Raw genomic sequence first — 13,372 nt, 5'->3', positions numbered from 1 at the left:
CTGAGGTGCGGTCGTTAGACTCGGGGGATGCCCGGCCTCGACCTCTCCGCCTCCTCCGTCGACCTCACGCGTGCGATCTGCGACATCCCCAGTGTCTCGGACGACGAGACCGTGCTGGCCGACGCGATCCATCTCGCCATCGCCGAACGGCCCCATCTCGAGGTGCACCGCGACGGCGACACCCTCGTCGCCCGGACGAACCTCGGTCGCGCCCGCCGTGTGGTCATCGCCGGACACATCGACACGGTCCCGATCAACCACAACGTCCCCACGAGCGACATCGAGATCGACGGGGAGCCGTTCCTGTGGGGGCGGGGCACCGTCGATATGAAGGCCGGGGTGGCGGTCCAGCTCAAGCTGGCCGCCGAGCTGACCGACCCGAACGTCGACATCACGTGGATGTGGTACGACCACGAGGAGGTCGCGGCGGAGCGAAACGGCCTGACCCGCCTCGCGCGCAACAGCCCGGAGCTGTTCGCCGGCGACTTCGCCATCCTCGGGGAGCCCTCGAACGGGCAGGTCGAGGGCGGGTGCAACGGGAACCTGCGTGCACTGGTGCGCACGGAGGGTGTCCGCGCGCACAGTGCACGCTCGTGGATCGGCGAGAACGCCATCCACAAGGCGGCTCCGATCCTCACGCGGCTGGCCGAGTACCGGGCCAAGGAGGTCACGGTCGAGGGGCTGGCGTACCGCGAGGGACTCAACGCGGTGCACGTGCGCGGCGGTGTCGCCGGCAACGTGATCCCCGACGCCTGTGAGGTCGAGGTCAACTACCGCTTCGCGCCCAGCCGCGACGGCGCGGAGGCCGAGCGGCACGTGCGGGAGGTCTTCGCCGGGTTCGACGTCGAGGTCGTCGATCTCGCGGAAGGAGCGCGTCCCGGTCTGGACTCGCCCCTCGCGCAGGAGTTCCTCCGCGCAGTCGGTGCCGAACCGCGCCCGAAGTACGGCTGGACCGACGTCGCGCGCTTCTCGGCGATGGGTGTTCCCGCGGTCAACTACGGTCCCGGCGACCCGCACTTGGCCCACCACGATGAAGAGCGCGTCCCGCTGGCGCAGATCGACGAGGTCGAGCGCGGTCTGCGGGCGTGGTTGAGCGCGTGACAGGCGGGGCGGAGACATCCGCCCCGTGGTCGCGGCCCGCGGTGCGTGTCGCGCTGGTCTATCTCGCCGCGCGCATGGTGACCACGGCCTTCTTCCTCATCGCCGCCGCCGTGGCGCCCGCCGATGCACGCCATGGTCAGGGATCGACGCTGGGCACCTACGTGCTGGCGTGGGACGCGCAATGGTACTGGCTCATCGCCTTCCAGGGGTACCCGTCCGAGCTGCCCGTGACCGAGGCGGGGCACGTCGCAGAGAACGCGTGGGCGTTCATGCCCCTCTACCCGTACCTGTCGGCGCTGGTGTCGGCACCGTTCGGGCACTGGGGGGTCGGCGCGTTCCTCGTCACGCTCGCCGCCGGATACGGGTGTGCCCTCGTCCTCCACGGGATGTTCCGGGAGCGCCTGGGGGAACAGGCGGCACTGTGGGGCGTGGTCTTCTTCTCCGCCGGGCCGCTCGCGGCTCTGCTGCAGGTCGGATACGCCGAGGCGTTGTTCCTGTTCTTCCTGCTGTCCGCGATCCGCTGTGTGCAACAGCGACGGTACGGATGGCTGTACGTGTTGATCCCACTGATGGGATACACCCGGCCCGGGGTGTTGGCGTTCGGGCTGTTCCTGGCGTTGTACGGGCTCTGGCGGCTCACGCGGCGCGAGGTCGAACCGGTCACCCGGAGCGACGTGGTGCACATCCTCGCCCTCGGGGCCCTCGCGACCGTCGTCGGTTTCTCGTGGCAGGTCATCGCCGCCGTCGTCACGGGTTCGCCGTCGGCCTACCTCGACACCGAACTGGCATGGCGACGTCTGTGGGTGGGCGACGGCGGGGGATTCGTCCCGTTCGAGGGGTGGGTCCAAGGGGCGACCTTCTGGTTCACCCGGTGGGGGATGCCCGCCTGGGTGGGCGTGGCGGTCCTGGTGGTGCTCGTGGTCGCCGTCGCCGCGCTGCTGCTGTTCGAGCCGCACGTTCGGCGGCTGGGCGTCGAGGTGCGCCTCTGGTCGGCGAGCTATCTGCTCTACCTGCTGGCGGTGTTCTTCCCGCAGTCGAGCACCTTCCGGTTGCTGTTCCCGCTGGCACCGCTGGCCGGCGCCCTGGCGGTGCCGCGGTCGCGGGTGTGGCGATTCGGCGTGCTCGCGGCCTGTCTGATCGGCCAAGGGGTGTGGATCTACAACACCTATACGCTCGGAAACACGTTCTGGCGCATCCCCTGAGCACGCAATTCCGCCGCGTGGCGGGTGCGCACGATAAACTCATCGGGCAGACCTCCACAAGAAAGGGAGCCACGATGGCAGCGATGAAGCCGAGAACCGGAGACGGGCCGATGGAGGCCGTGAAAGAGGGGCGCCTCATCATCGTGCGGGTTCCGCTCGAGGGTGGTGGCCGACTGGTCGTCTCTGTGAACGACGCCGAAGCCAAGGAGCTTCACGACGTTCTGGGGGGAGTCGTCAGCGCAGCCTGACGTTCGTTCTCGTCTCACACAGGAAAGGCCGGTCTTCGGACCGGCCTTTCGTCATCGCCGCCGACCTCAGCGCGGGTCGGGCGCGACCGTGGTCAGCTGCAACAACCCCTCACCGACGATCGACAGGGCGCCGATCACCGCGGAGGAGGACTGCGTCTCCTGGATCAGCGACCGGTACGCGGCCGTGATCGGGTCGCGTCGCACCGGATCCGACACCGCTCCGCCGCCGAGCACACGCGGCACCAGCACGGTGCCGCCGGCGCGGACGAGGCGCAATCCGTGCTCGACGTACTCGATGACCCCCTCCGGGTCGGCGTCGACGAAGACGATGTCGTAGGACGCCTCGTTCATGCGGGGCAGGACCTGGGCGGCGCGTCCGGTGATGAATCGGGCGCGTGCGGGCGGCACCCGTGCGTCGGCGAACGCCTGGCGGGCGGCACCGAGGTGCTCGGGCTCGCTGTCGATCGTGGTCAGGGTCGCGCGCGGCGAACCGTGGAGGAGCCACAGTCCGGACACGCCGGCTCCGGTGCCGATCTCGACGATGTTCAGCGCGGCCGAGGCCGCGGCCACGACCGCCGCCTGCGTACCGACTTCCGCGCTGATCGGGGCGGCGCCGAGCTCGAGCGCGGCCGCACGGGCGCGTGCGATGTGATCGGGTTCGACGACGGACTCCGCCGCGAACCGCCGATCGGCCTCATGATCTGCCATGTCCACTCCTTCCGCATCAGCTTAGGCGCCGGGACGGGTCGTTCCGCTGAGGCGCGACGGTAATCTGGAGGGGTGTTCAACGGCCTGACGTTCGAGAAGCTGATGCTGATCCTCGTCATCGCCGCGTTCCTGCTCGGGCCGGAGCGACTGCCGCGGTATGCCGAGGCGCTCGCCGGCGTCGTGCGCCGGGTCCGGGACTTCGCCCAGGGGGCCAAGACCCGCATGAAGGATGAGATGGGCGAGGAGTTCGACGACGTCGATTGGCGTCAGCTCGATCCACGGCAGTACGACCCGCGCCGCATCATCCGCGAAGCCCTCCTCGAGGACGCACCGGTCGCCGCCGTCACGGCCGCCGAGGCCGCACACCCGCCGAAGGTGAAACCTGTCACCAGCAAGCTCGAACCGGGCCAGCTCCCGCCCTTCGACAGCGAGGCGACCTGAGCGCGGCGGCGTGTGAGTAGGCGCGGGCTCAGCGCGGGCGCAGGGGCAACGCGCGACCGGGGAGATCCCGCGGTCGGATCGCGATGCGTTCGGCCAGGGCGATGATCGCACGCGCGGCGGGGTCGTCGGGGCGGGCGATCACGGCGGGCGTCCCCGCGTCGCCGAACGCCCGGAAAGCGGTGCTCAGCGGCACCGAGGCGATCAGCTCGACCGGCTCGTCTTCGATGGTCAGGGCGCTTGCCACGGCCTGACCACCTCCGGCGCCGAACAGTTCGAGCGAGGAACCGTCGGGAAGCGTCATCGCGGCCATGTTCTCCACCACGCCGACCAGACGCTGACCGGTCTGGCGGGCGACCAGTCCGCTGCGCACCGCGACATCCGACGCCGCCGGCTGCGGGGTGGTGACCACCAGGACCTCGGCATGAGGGAGGAGCTGGCCCACCGAGATCGCGACGTCTCCGGTGCCCGGCGGCATGTCCAGCAGAAGGATGTCGAGGTCGCCGAAGAAGACATCGGTGAGGAACTGCTGCACGGTGCGGTGCAGCATCGGGCCGCGCCACGCGACGGCTCCGACCGGACCGTCGGCATCGCCGCGTCGCAGGAACATGCCGATGGAGACGACCTTCACCCCGTGGGCGACGGGCGGCAGCATGAGATCGTCGATGCGGGTGGGGGAGGGGGCGCGGCCGTCGGCTTCGACCAGCCCCACCAGGCCCGGGATGGAGAATCCGTGCACATCGGCGTCGATGAGACCGACCGACAGCCCCTGATCGGCGAGGGCGACGGCGAGGTTCGCGGTGACGCTGGATTTGCCGACCCCGCCCTTTCCGCTGGTGACGGCGATCACGCGGGTGAGGGAATCGGGACCGAACGGCATCTGACGGGCGGGTCTCCCGGCCCGCAACTTTTCGGTGAGGGCGCGCCGTTCGTCGGGTGTCATCACGCCCAGCACGAGGTCGACGGTCTCGACGCCGGTGACCGAGGCGGCCGCCTCGGTCACGTCCCGCGAGATGCGATCGGCCGCGGGACAGCCCACGATGGTCAAGGCGACCTCGACGTGGGCGGTACCCGCCTCGACGGTCACCGCGCGCACCATGTCGAGCTCGCCGAGGGGGCGTCGCAGCTCGGGGTCGACGACGGCGCCGACAGCCGTCCGGACGCGGGGGGCGAGGTCTGTCACGGGGTGGGGGAGTCCTTCCGGGGGGCGTCGTCGAGGTGCGCGAGCATTTTCTTCAGCTCCGAACGCAGCACATCTTTGGTCAGCACTTCGCCCTGCATGTCGTTGACCGCCATGCGCAGCGCGACGATCTCGCGGGCGAGGTATTCGGTGTCGGCCAGATTGCGCTCGGCCCGTTGGCGGTCCTGCTCGATCTGCACCCGGTCGCGGTCGTCCTGACGGTTCTGTGCGAGCAGGATGAGCGGCGCGGCGTAGGAGGCCTGCAAGGAGAGCATGAGGGTGAGCGCCGTGAACCCGTTGGCCGCGGAGTCGAAGCGCAGATCCGGTGGCATGAGGGTGTTCCATGCGAGCCAGGCGATGCAGAAGGCACTGAGGATCAGAAGGAAGGCGGGGGTCCCCATCGCACGGGCGATCCACTCGGTGAAGCGCCCGAAGCGATCGCGGGAGGGCTGGGGCGTGCGCCCGAGGACACCGGATCGCCCCCGGGGTGCGTCGAGGCCGCGGATGCGGGGGTTCTGCTTGCGATCGCGGGCCATCATCGCCGCCTCGTGGGGATCGCGGCGGTCGAGGTGGGGACGGGCGGGACCTCGGGCCCCTCGGTCTCGACGGATCGCCAGTCGTCGGGGAGGAGGTGGTCGAGCACGTCGTCGATCGAGACCGCGCCCACCAGTCGACGGGCGGGGTCGACCACGGGCACCGAGACGAGGTTGTAGCTGGCCAGCATCCGCGCGACCTCCGAGGCCGCGGCGGTGGCGGCGATGGGATCGACCGAGTCGTCGATGATGGCACCGAGCCTCTCGTGCGGCGGATAGCGCAACATCCGCTGGAAGTGCACCGTCCCGAGAAGCCGACCGGTCGGCGTCTCGTAGGGCGGCAGGGTGATGTACACCGACGCGGCCAACGCGGGGTGCAACTCGTGTCGCCGGATGAGGGCGAGGGCTTCGGCGACGGTCGACTCGGCAGACAGGACGATGGGTTCGTTGGTCATCAGACCGCCGGCGGTGTCGGGACCGTATTTGAGGAGGTCACGGACATCCTGCGCCTCTTCGGGTTCCATCAGGCCCAGGAGTTGTTCGGAGCGCACTTTGGGGAGCTGACCGAGGAGGTCGGCGGCGTCGTCGGGTTCCATCGCGTCGAGGATGTCGGCGGCGCGCTCGTCGTCGAGCTGTTCCAGGATGTGGACCTGCTCGTCCTCGGGCATCTCCTCCAGCGCGTCGGCCAGCCGGTCGTCGGGGAGTTCTTCGGCCACCTCGATCAGGCGGTCTTCGGGGAGGTCGAGCAGGGTGTTGGCCAGGTCTGCGGGCTTGAGCTCGGAGAAGGTCGCCACCAGTTGCTCGGCGGATTGCGCCTCACCGGGTTCCTGGTCCTCGCGCACCTGTGCCCACGTCGCGAAGGTGGTGGCGCCCTTGGCGAACGGGGACCCGCCGGATTTGGGACGCCGGAGGAACAGCTGCCCGATGTCCCAGTCGCCCAGCCGGCTGCGTTCGATCGCGACGTCTTCGATGACCGCGGTCCCGGATCCGTCACGCAGGAAGACCCGTCGGCCCAGCAGTTCCGCCATCACCCGCACCTCGCCGCCCCGCTGCTGGAAGCGGCGCACGTTGATCAGTCCCGTCGTGATGACCTGGCCGGGCCGCATGGAGGTCACGCGTCCGATCGAAAGGAACACGTGGCGGCGGCCGGGGATCTCCACGATCAGGCCGACCACCCGCGGTGGGTCGTCGGCGCGGAAGATGACGACGACGTCGCGGACCTTGCCCAGCCTGTCGCCCGCGGGGTCGAAGACGGCGCAGCCGGTCAGGCGGGCGACGAATACCCTCTGCGTGCTCACGATTCCAGCGTAGACCGGGGCCGTGGGAGGATGGAGGAATGAGTATGATCGGCGGACGCGGCCCCCAGGGTGCCGGCGAGGTGGGCCCCACGGTGGCCTCGTTCTCGACCTACGAGGCAGCCCAGAAGGCCGTCTCGGAGCTGATCTCCGGGGAGATACCGGCGCGGGAGATCGCGATCGTCGGCAAGGGCCTGCGTTCGATCGAACGGGTCACGGGACGCCTCGGGTATGCCTCCGCAGCCCGTTCCGGCGCGATCAACGGTCTGTTGCTGGGCCTGCTGTTCAGCGCGGTCGTGGTGCTGGGCACGCCGACCGTCCAGGTCCAGGTGTTCGTGGGCGTGCTGTTCGTCGGCATCGCCATCGGCATGCTGTTCAGCATCATCACGTACTCGCTTGTCCGCCGCCGTCGCGACTACGCCTCCGTGATGGCCGTGGTCGCCGACACCTACGAGGTGACGGTCACGGCCAACAGCCTGCACCGCGCGCGCCAGGTGCTCGGCCCGCGGGCGAACGGTCCGGCGCCGGCGGACCCGGCTGTGCCGACCGCCCCCGCTCACCCGTCGGAGCCGCCGGCGCGCCCGGCATCGCGCGAGGAGCCGGTGCACCCGGAGGCGCCGCCGCAGTATGGCGAGCGCATCGATCCCGACGCGCGTCGGCCGGACGGCGAGGATCCCCCCGCGTCGTGACCGACACGGTCGAGGTCGACCTGCCGACCGGCGTCACGTCGGTGCGTGTCGCGACCACGGTGCCCGAAGGCGCCTGGGCGGTGGTGGCGGTCGCCCACGGGGCCGGATCGAGCTTCGACCATCCCGGTGTGACCGGGTTCACCGATGCCGTCAACACCGCCGGTGTCGCGACTGTGCGCTTCACCTTCCCGTACGTCGAGGCGGGGCGGCGCATGCCCGGTCCCGCCGCGCACGCCGTCTCGACGTGGCACGCGATCGGTGATCGGATCACGGCGGATCTGCCGGATCTGCCGTTCTTCGCGGCGGGCCGGTCCTACGGCGGGCGCATGGCGTCGATGGCGACCGCGGACGGTGCCCTCTCGCCCCGCGGGCTCGTCTACCTCGGCTACCCGCTGCATCCGCCCGGAAAGCCGGACCGGCCGCGCGTGGAGCATCTTCCGGTCATCCACGCCCCGCAACTGTTCGTCTCGGGCACGCGCGACCCCTTCGTCCGGCCCCGCGAGCAGCTCGAAGAGGCGGTGGCCTCCTGTCGCGACGCGACGTTGCACTGGGTCGAGGGTGCCGGGCATTCGTTCGAGACGACCGGTCGCCGCACCCCCGCCGCGGAGTCGGCGGCGGCGCTCGCCCCGGTCGTCGTCGACTGGATGCGGGCCCGCGCCTGATCGCGTCCACCGGAGGGGGTGCGCCGTCGTGGATGCCGAGGAGATGCGTCCCCGAGGCCTTCGTCACCGGCCCGCGGCGTAGCCCTGCATGCCGCGGGCGTTGGCGGCCGCCCACAGGACGCCGTCGTCGCGGCGGCCCACCGCCGAGACACGGCCGAGCGCCCACGCACCGGGGCGGGCCACCCGGTGGCCGCGTGCGCGCAGGCCGTCGATGAGGTCATCGCCGAGGCGGTCTTCGGCCACGACGCCTCCGGGCGACCACGTGCGCGGCCAGAACGAGTCGGTCACGGCCGTCGTGTGCAGCGCCGGGGCGTCGATGGCCGCCTGTGGGGTGTACCCGCCGACGAGGGTGCGCAGCAACACGAGCAGCTGCCACTGGTCCTGCTGATCGCCCCCGGGGGATCCGAGCGCCATGTGTGGGCGCCCGTCGCGGAGCACGAGGGTCGGGGTGAGGGTGGTCCGTGGGCGCTTGCCGGGGGCCAGTGACGCGGGTAGGCCCGGCTCGAGCCAGGTCATCTGCAGGCGTGTGCCGAGACAGAACCCGAGTTCGGGGACGGTGGGCGATGACTGCAGCCAGCCGCCGGACGGCGTCGCGGAGATCATGTTGCCCCATCGGTCCACCACGTCGATGTGGCAGGTGTCGCCACGGGTGTGACCGGTGCGGTCGACGGTCGGCTCGCCGGTCCCCGCCGCACCGCGGGCGGTCGTGCGCAGGGACGGCATGCGGGGCGCGCGGCCCCCGGGCGCCCCGGGACGGATCTCGAGGGAGGCCGACTCGCCGATGAGTGATCGTCTGCCCTCGAGGTAGTCCGGGGACAGGAGCGCATCGAGGTCGACGTCGGTGTCGCCGAACCACGCGTCGCGGTCCGCATAGGCGAGCTTCTGCGCCTCGAGGATCCGATGGGCACCGGCCTCCTGCGACGGGTCGAGCAGGTCGTCCTCGAGCGGCTCGAGCATGCCGAGCACCGACAGCAGCGCCGGTCCCTGCGACCACGCGCCGGCTTTGATGATCCGGTCGCCACGGAAAGAACCCACGACGGGCGCCTCGTAGCCGGCGTCGAAAGTCGCGAAATCGTCCGCGGTGATGACCCCGGCGTGTTCGCGACCGTCGGAGTGACGGTGCGCACGCGCGGCGAAAGCCGATGCGGCCTGGGCGATACCGGTCTTCCACTCCCGCCGTGCGGCGTCGATCCGCGGCGCGCGTCCCGCTGACCCCGCGTCGCGCACGGTGCGCCCGGCATGCACCAGAGCGTCCAGGACGTCGGCGTATGCCGGGTTGCGCACGAGCCGCCCCGCCACCGGGGCGACGCCCGCGGGCATCCACAGGGCCGCCGAGGTCGGCCATGCGTCACGGAAGAGGTCTTGGACGCGCGTGATCGTCGCCGCGGCGCCGGCGACGAGGGGATGGCCCTCGCGCGCGTAGCCGATCGCGTAGGAGAGCACCTCGTCGAGTTCCCACGTGCCGTGGTCGCGCAGCAGCAGCAGCCACGCGTCCACCGCACCGGGGATCGCGGCGGCCAGGGCACCCGCCCCCGGGACGAGATCGAGCCCCTCGCCGCGCATGTGGTCGATGCTCGCGCGGGCCGGGGCGGGCCCCTGCCCCATGAGCACGCGGGGTGCGTCCGCGCCGGCGGCGTGGATCAGCCCCACCATGTCGCCCCCCGGACCGTTCAGGTGCGGTTCGGCGACATGCAACACGAAGGCCCCCGCCACGGCGGCGTCGAACGCGTTGCCGCCGCGCTCGAGGACAGCCTGTGCGGTCGCGGTGGCGCTCCAGTGCGTCGACGCCGCCATCCCGAACGTGCCGGTGAGGGTCGGGCGGGTGGTGAACGCCGGCTCGGGGGTGTAGGCCACCGCGTCAGCCGGCGGGGTTCAGGCGTGCGATCCAGGCCTCCACCTCGTCGGCGGTGCGGGGGATCGCCGCAGAGAGGTTTTCGACGCCGTCTTCGGTCACCAGCACGTCGTCCTCGATGCGCACGCCGATGCCGCGGTACTCCTCCGGAACGGTCATGTCGTCGATCTGGAAATACAGGCCCGGCTCGATGGTGAAGACCATGCCCGGCTCCAGCACCCCGTCGTAGTACATCTCCCGACGCGCCTGCGCGCAGTCGTGCACATCGATGCCGAGATGGTGGCTGGTGCCGTGGACCATGTATCGGCGGTGGTGTCCGCCGCGGTCGGCGTCGAGCGCCTCTTCGGCCGTGACCGGAAGCAGCCCCCACTCGGCGACCCGCGCGGCGATGACCTCCATCGCCGCCGCATGCACGTCCCGGAACCGTATCCCCGGGCGGGCGAGGGCGAAGGCCGCGTCGGCGGCCTCGCGGACCGTCTCGTACACGCGACGCTGCGTCTCGGTGAAGGTCCCGGACACCGGCAGGGTGCGGGTGATGTCGGCGGTGTACAGGCTGTCGACCTCGACGCCGGCGTCGACGAGGATGAGGTCGCCGGGCGTGACCGCGCCGTCGTTGCGGGTCCAGTGGAGGTAGCACGCGTGCGCACCCGAGGCGGCGATCGTGTCATATCCCTCCGCGTGCCCGTCGCTGCGCGCCCGCAGGTGGAAGACCCCTTCGACGATGCGCTCGCCGCGATGGTGCGCGACGGCGCGGTCGAGGTTCTGCACGATGTCGTCGAATCCGCGAGCCGTCACATCGACCGCCAGACGCATTTGGGCGATCTCGTACTCGTCCTTGACCAGGCGCAGCTCGGAGACGGCGCGCGTGAGGTCGTCGTCCTCGCCCACCACCATGTCCTCGTCGCCCGCGGAGAAGTCCGCGAGGGGGGCGGCGTCGATGTCGAGGTCGGCGGCCACGCCGTGGCGCGCCGGGCGGGGGCCGATCCAGAACTCGCCGATCGAGGCGTCCGCGTAGAACTCCGGTGTGGTGCGGTCGGCACGCTCGCGGAAATACAGGGTGGCCCGGTGCCCGTCCCCGTCCGGGTCGAGCACGAGCACCGAATCCGGCTCGGAGTCCGAGGCCCATCCCGTGAGGTGGGCGAAGGCGGAGTGTGCGCGGAACGGGTAGTCGGTGTCGTTGCTGCGCTGCTTGAGCGAACCGGCGGGGATCACCAGGCGTCTGCCCGGGAACAGCGACGACAGCTTCGCGCGGCGTGCGGCCGCGAACGGCGCCTGCGCGCGTCGCGGTGGGGCGGTGTCGGGACGCTCGGCCCATCCGGTGGAGATGCTGTCGAGGAACCCCTGGGGGAACGGCTGCCGACGGTTGGTGGTGGTGTCGGCTCCGGTCTCGGCCGGGGTCGCCTCGGTCGTCGCGATCGTGTCGCTGTCGCCAGTGCTCATCTGTCCAGTCTCGCACCTGGCGGCGCGTGCGTCACCGGGCTCAGCCGGCGGGTTCGTACTGCACGATCAGCGGCCGGTGGTCGCTTCCCGAACCGTCCATCGAACGCAGCACGATCGATCCCGTGGCCACCCACGTCGGCGAGGCCAGGACATGGTCGATCGGTGCGCCCATGTGGGAGGGGAGTTGGGAGGGCCACGTGCCCACCGCGCCGTTGCCGGTCTCGGAGGCCGCATCCCGGCAACGCCCGAGCGTGGCCCCGTCGATGCCGAGCGAAGCCATGTGGTCGACGGTGGCGTTGAAGTCCCCGGCCATGATGACGTTGTCCTCGGCGCACTGGTCGGCCAGCCATTGCAGGTCGCTGCGCCACTGCGCCATGTCGTCGACCCGCGGCGCGACGGCGTGGGCGGCGACGACGGTCGGTCCATCGCCTGTGGTGGGCATCATCACCGCGCTCGGCACGGTGGAGGTGTTGCTGGAGCCGTCGCGGGAAGACTCGATCACGGCGTAGTCGCCCAGGTCGGGGGAGATGAGGATCGTCGTCGACAGCGCATCCCAGCCGGCGCTCTCGCTGCCGAACGTGGCGTGGTGCACCCACATCGGCCGGCCGTATTCGCGCATCGCGATGGCGACCTGCTCGCCGGTTTCGGCGCTGGTCTCGGGCAGCGTGACGATGTCGGCCTCCATCGCCACCGCGATCTCGGCGATCGAGTCCGCGGTGGTGTTGCCGCTGCCGGCGGTGTTCCACGTCATCACCCGGATGCTGTCCTCGGTCGAGGCGGGAAGGGCTTCCGTGCCCACTCCGCGTGAGACGAGGATGGCGCCGTTTCCGATCGCGGCGGCCAGGCACACGATGGCGAGCGTCGTGGCGAACACCCGGACCGGACGTGCCAGGGCGAACAGCAGCGCCACCAGCGCGAGCCCCACGAACGCCGCGGCCACCAGACCGCGGAACGAAACGATCTGCGCGATCGGGAACACGTCCTCGACACGGAAGACCTGGGGGACGGTCACGATCGCCGCCGCGAGCGTGAACGTCGCAGCGGCGACGAACCCGAAGACGCGCAGCACGTGAGGAACCCTATTCGCGCAGACTGGGAGAAGGGTCAAGGCGGGCCCTGCGCGCGCTGCATCGACGGGCGCGGCCGTTACGCTCGGGAGAATGCAGCGGACGTGTCGAGTCGAGGGGCCCGGTGACCTGCACCTGCATTCGACGCACTCCGACGGGACGCAGCCGCCCGACCAGGTCATGGCCGCCGTCCACGCCCACGGCGTGCGCACGGTGTCGCTGACGGACCACGACACCACCTCGGGATGGGCGGAGGCGGCGGATGCGGCCACGTCGCTCGGGATGACGTTCGTGCCGGGGATGGAGATGTCCTCCCAGCACGGGTGGCGCAGCATCCATGTGCTGGCCTACCTGATCGACCCCGATGAACCGCGTCTGCGGGCGATGACCGAGAAGGTCCGTCGCTCGCGGCGGGAACGGGCGCGGATCATGGCCGATCGCATCTCACGCGACTACGACCTCGCGTGGGAGGACATCGTCGCCCACACGACCAGCGGCGCCACCGTCGGCCGCCCCCACATCGCCGACGCCCTCGTCGCGCGGGGCGTGGTCCGCGATCGGGGCGAGGCGTTCGCGACGATCCTCGCCGCGGACGGTGACTACTACGTGTCGCTGTTCTCGCCGGATCCGGTGGAGGCGATCGAGCTGATCGTCGGCGCCGGGGGAGTGCCGATCATCGCCCATCCCGCCGGCCGTGCCGGCGTCCCGCCTGCGCCCCTGATGACGCGGATGCTCGCAGCCGGACTCGCCGGGTTCGAGCTGGGCCACCGGGAGAACCTGCCGGCGGGGATCGCCGCCTTGCGTGGTCTGGTCGAGGAGCACGACCTGATCGTCACCGGATCGAGCGACTACCACGGGCTCGGCAAGCCGAATCAGCCGGGCGAACACACCACGAGCGAGGACATGATCGCCCGGCTGTTGGACCGGGGGACGGGCAGCGCGCCGCTGTTCCCGTGA

The 13,372-nt window shown here is 71.0% G+C and carries 14 protein-coding genes; 7 read left to right on the top strand and 7 right to left on the bottom strand.

Annotated elements, in window-relative coordinates; all coding sequences use genetic code 11:
- Window positions 1-27 precede the first annotated feature (27 nt).
- The 3 genes from dapE (at window position 28) to ABD204_RS13265 (ending at window position 2,551) form a co-directional block, all read left to right on the top strand.
- Complete coding sequence (gene dapE, locus ABD204_RS13275; RefSeq protein WP_194424433.1) at window positions 28-1,101, top strand: succinyl-diaminopimelate desuccinylase; 1,074 nt, start codon at window positions 28-30, stop codon at window positions 1,099-1,101.
- Complete coding sequence (locus ABD204_RS13270) at window positions 1,098-2,303, top strand: hypothetical protein (RefSeq protein WP_194424434.1); 1,206 nt, start codon at window positions 1,098-1,100, stop codon at window positions 2,301-2,303. The genes dapE and ABD204_RS13270 overlap by 4 nt, the downstream gene beginning before the upstream one ends.
- A gap of 74 nt (window positions 2,304-2,377) precedes the next feature.
- Window positions 2,378-2,551, top strand: a complete 174-nt coding sequence (locus tag ABD204_RS13265) for a DUF3117 domain-containing protein (RefSeq protein ID WP_064485917.1) — start codon at window positions 2,378-2,380, stop codon at window positions 2,549-2,551.
- Window positions 2,552-2,617: 66 nt separating this feature from the next.
- On the opposite strand, the gene ABD204_RS13260 is transcribed toward ABD204_RS13265, so the two are convergent.
- A complete protein-coding gene (locus ABD204_RS13260) occupies window positions 2,618-3,259 on the bottom strand; it encodes an O-methyltransferase (protein WP_194424435.1) in 642 nt (213 codons plus the stop codon).
- Between the two features lie 72 nt (window positions 3,260-3,331).
- Between ABD204_RS13260 and ABD204_RS13255 the strand changes: the two genes are divergently transcribed.
- Window positions 3,332-3,700, top strand: a complete 369-nt coding sequence (locus ABD204_RS13255; RefSeq protein ID WP_194424436.1) for a twin-arginine translocase TatA/TatE family subunit — start codon at window positions 3,332-3,334, stop codon at window positions 3,698-3,700.
- A gap of 28 nt (window positions 3,701-3,728) precedes the next feature.
- Here the strand turns inward: ABD204_RS13255 and ABD204_RS13250 are convergent, their stop codons facing one another.
- The 3 genes from ABD204_RS13250 to ABD204_RS13240 are packed head-to-tail and all read right to left on the bottom strand — an operon-like array spanning window position 3,729 to window position 6,708.
- On the bottom strand, window positions 3,729-4,880 hold the full coding sequence (locus ABD204_RS13250) for an Mrp/NBP35 family ATP-binding protein (RefSeq protein WP_322597582.1): 1,152 nt from the start codon (window positions 4,878-4,880) through the stop codon (window positions 3,729-3,731).
- The gene (locus ABD204_RS13245) at window positions 4,877-5,413 is read right to left on the bottom strand and encodes a DUF1003 domain-containing protein (RefSeq protein WP_241747979.1); all 537 of its coding nucleotides are present in this window, start codon (window positions 5,411-5,413) and stop codon (window positions 4,877-4,879) included. Before ABD204_RS13245 ends, ABD204_RS13250 begins: the two co-directional genes overlap by 4 nt.
- Entirely contained in the window at window positions 5,413-6,708 is a 1,296-nt protein-coding gene (locus tag ABD204_RS13240) for a magnesium transporter MgtE N-terminal domain-containing protein (protein WP_194424438.1), read from the bottom strand. The genes ABD204_RS13245 and ABD204_RS13240 overlap by 1 nt, the downstream gene beginning before the upstream one ends.
- Window positions 6,709-6,746: 38 nt before the next feature.
- On the opposite strand from ABD204_RS13240, the gene ABD204_RS13235 reads away from it, so the two are divergent.
- Both ABD204_RS13235 and ABD204_RS13230 read left to right on the top strand, forming a co-directional pair.
- Window positions 6,747-7,394, top strand: coding sequence for a YflT domain-containing protein (locus ABD204_RS13235; protein WP_194424439.1), 648 nt, complete (start codon window positions 6,747-6,749; stop codon window positions 7,392-7,394).
- Complete coding sequence (locus ABD204_RS13230) at window positions 7,391-8,056, top strand: alpha/beta hydrolase family protein (RefSeq protein ID WP_194424440.1); 666 nt, start codon at window positions 7,391-7,393, stop codon at window positions 8,054-8,056. Before ABD204_RS13235 ends, ABD204_RS13230 begins: the two co-directional genes overlap by 4 nt.
- A 63-nt stretch (window positions 8,057-8,119) precedes the next feature.
- Here the strand turns inward: ABD204_RS13230 and ABD204_RS13225 are convergent, their stop codons facing one another.
- Genes ABD204_RS13225 through ABD204_RS13215 form a run of 3 tightly spaced genes read right to left on the bottom strand, consistent with a single transcriptional unit; the run spans window position 8,120 to window position 12,417 of the window.
- Window positions 8,120-9,910: a gamma-glutamyltransferase family protein gene (locus tag ABD204_RS13225; RefSeq protein WP_322597583.1), complete on the bottom strand. Its 1,791-nt coding sequence runs from the start codon at window positions 9,908-9,910 to the stop codon at window positions 8,120-8,122.
- 4 nt (window positions 9,911-9,914) lie between these two features.
- Complete coding sequence (locus tag ABD204_RS13220; protein ID WP_194424441.1) at window positions 9,915-11,348, bottom strand: aminopeptidase P family protein; 1,434 nt, start codon at window positions 11,346-11,348, stop codon at window positions 9,915-9,917.
- A 40-nt stretch (window positions 11,349-11,388) separates the two neighbouring features.
- Window positions 11,389-12,417 (bottom strand): endonuclease/exonuclease/phosphatase family protein, encoded by a 1,029-nt coding sequence (locus ABD204_RS13215; RefSeq protein ID WP_322597584.1) that lies wholly within the window; start codon window positions 12,415-12,417, stop codon window positions 11,389-11,391.
- Window positions 12,418-12,508: 91 nt separating this feature from the next.
- Between ABD204_RS13215 and ABD204_RS13210 the strand changes: the two genes are divergently transcribed.
- On the top strand, window positions 12,509-13,372 hold the full coding sequence (locus ABD204_RS13210; RefSeq protein ID WP_194424443.1) for a PHP domain-containing protein: 864 nt from the start codon (window positions 12,509-12,511) through the stop codon (window positions 13,370-13,372).

Source organism: Microbacterium aquimaris (genome assembly GCF_039531285.1).
GTDB classification, from domain to species: Bacteria; Actinomycetota; Actinomycetes; order Actinomycetales; family Microbacteriaceae; genus Microbacterium; species Microbacterium aquimaris.
Note: the sequence above shows the minus strand (reverse complement) of the source record. Positions and strands in the feature narration are given on the sequence as shown.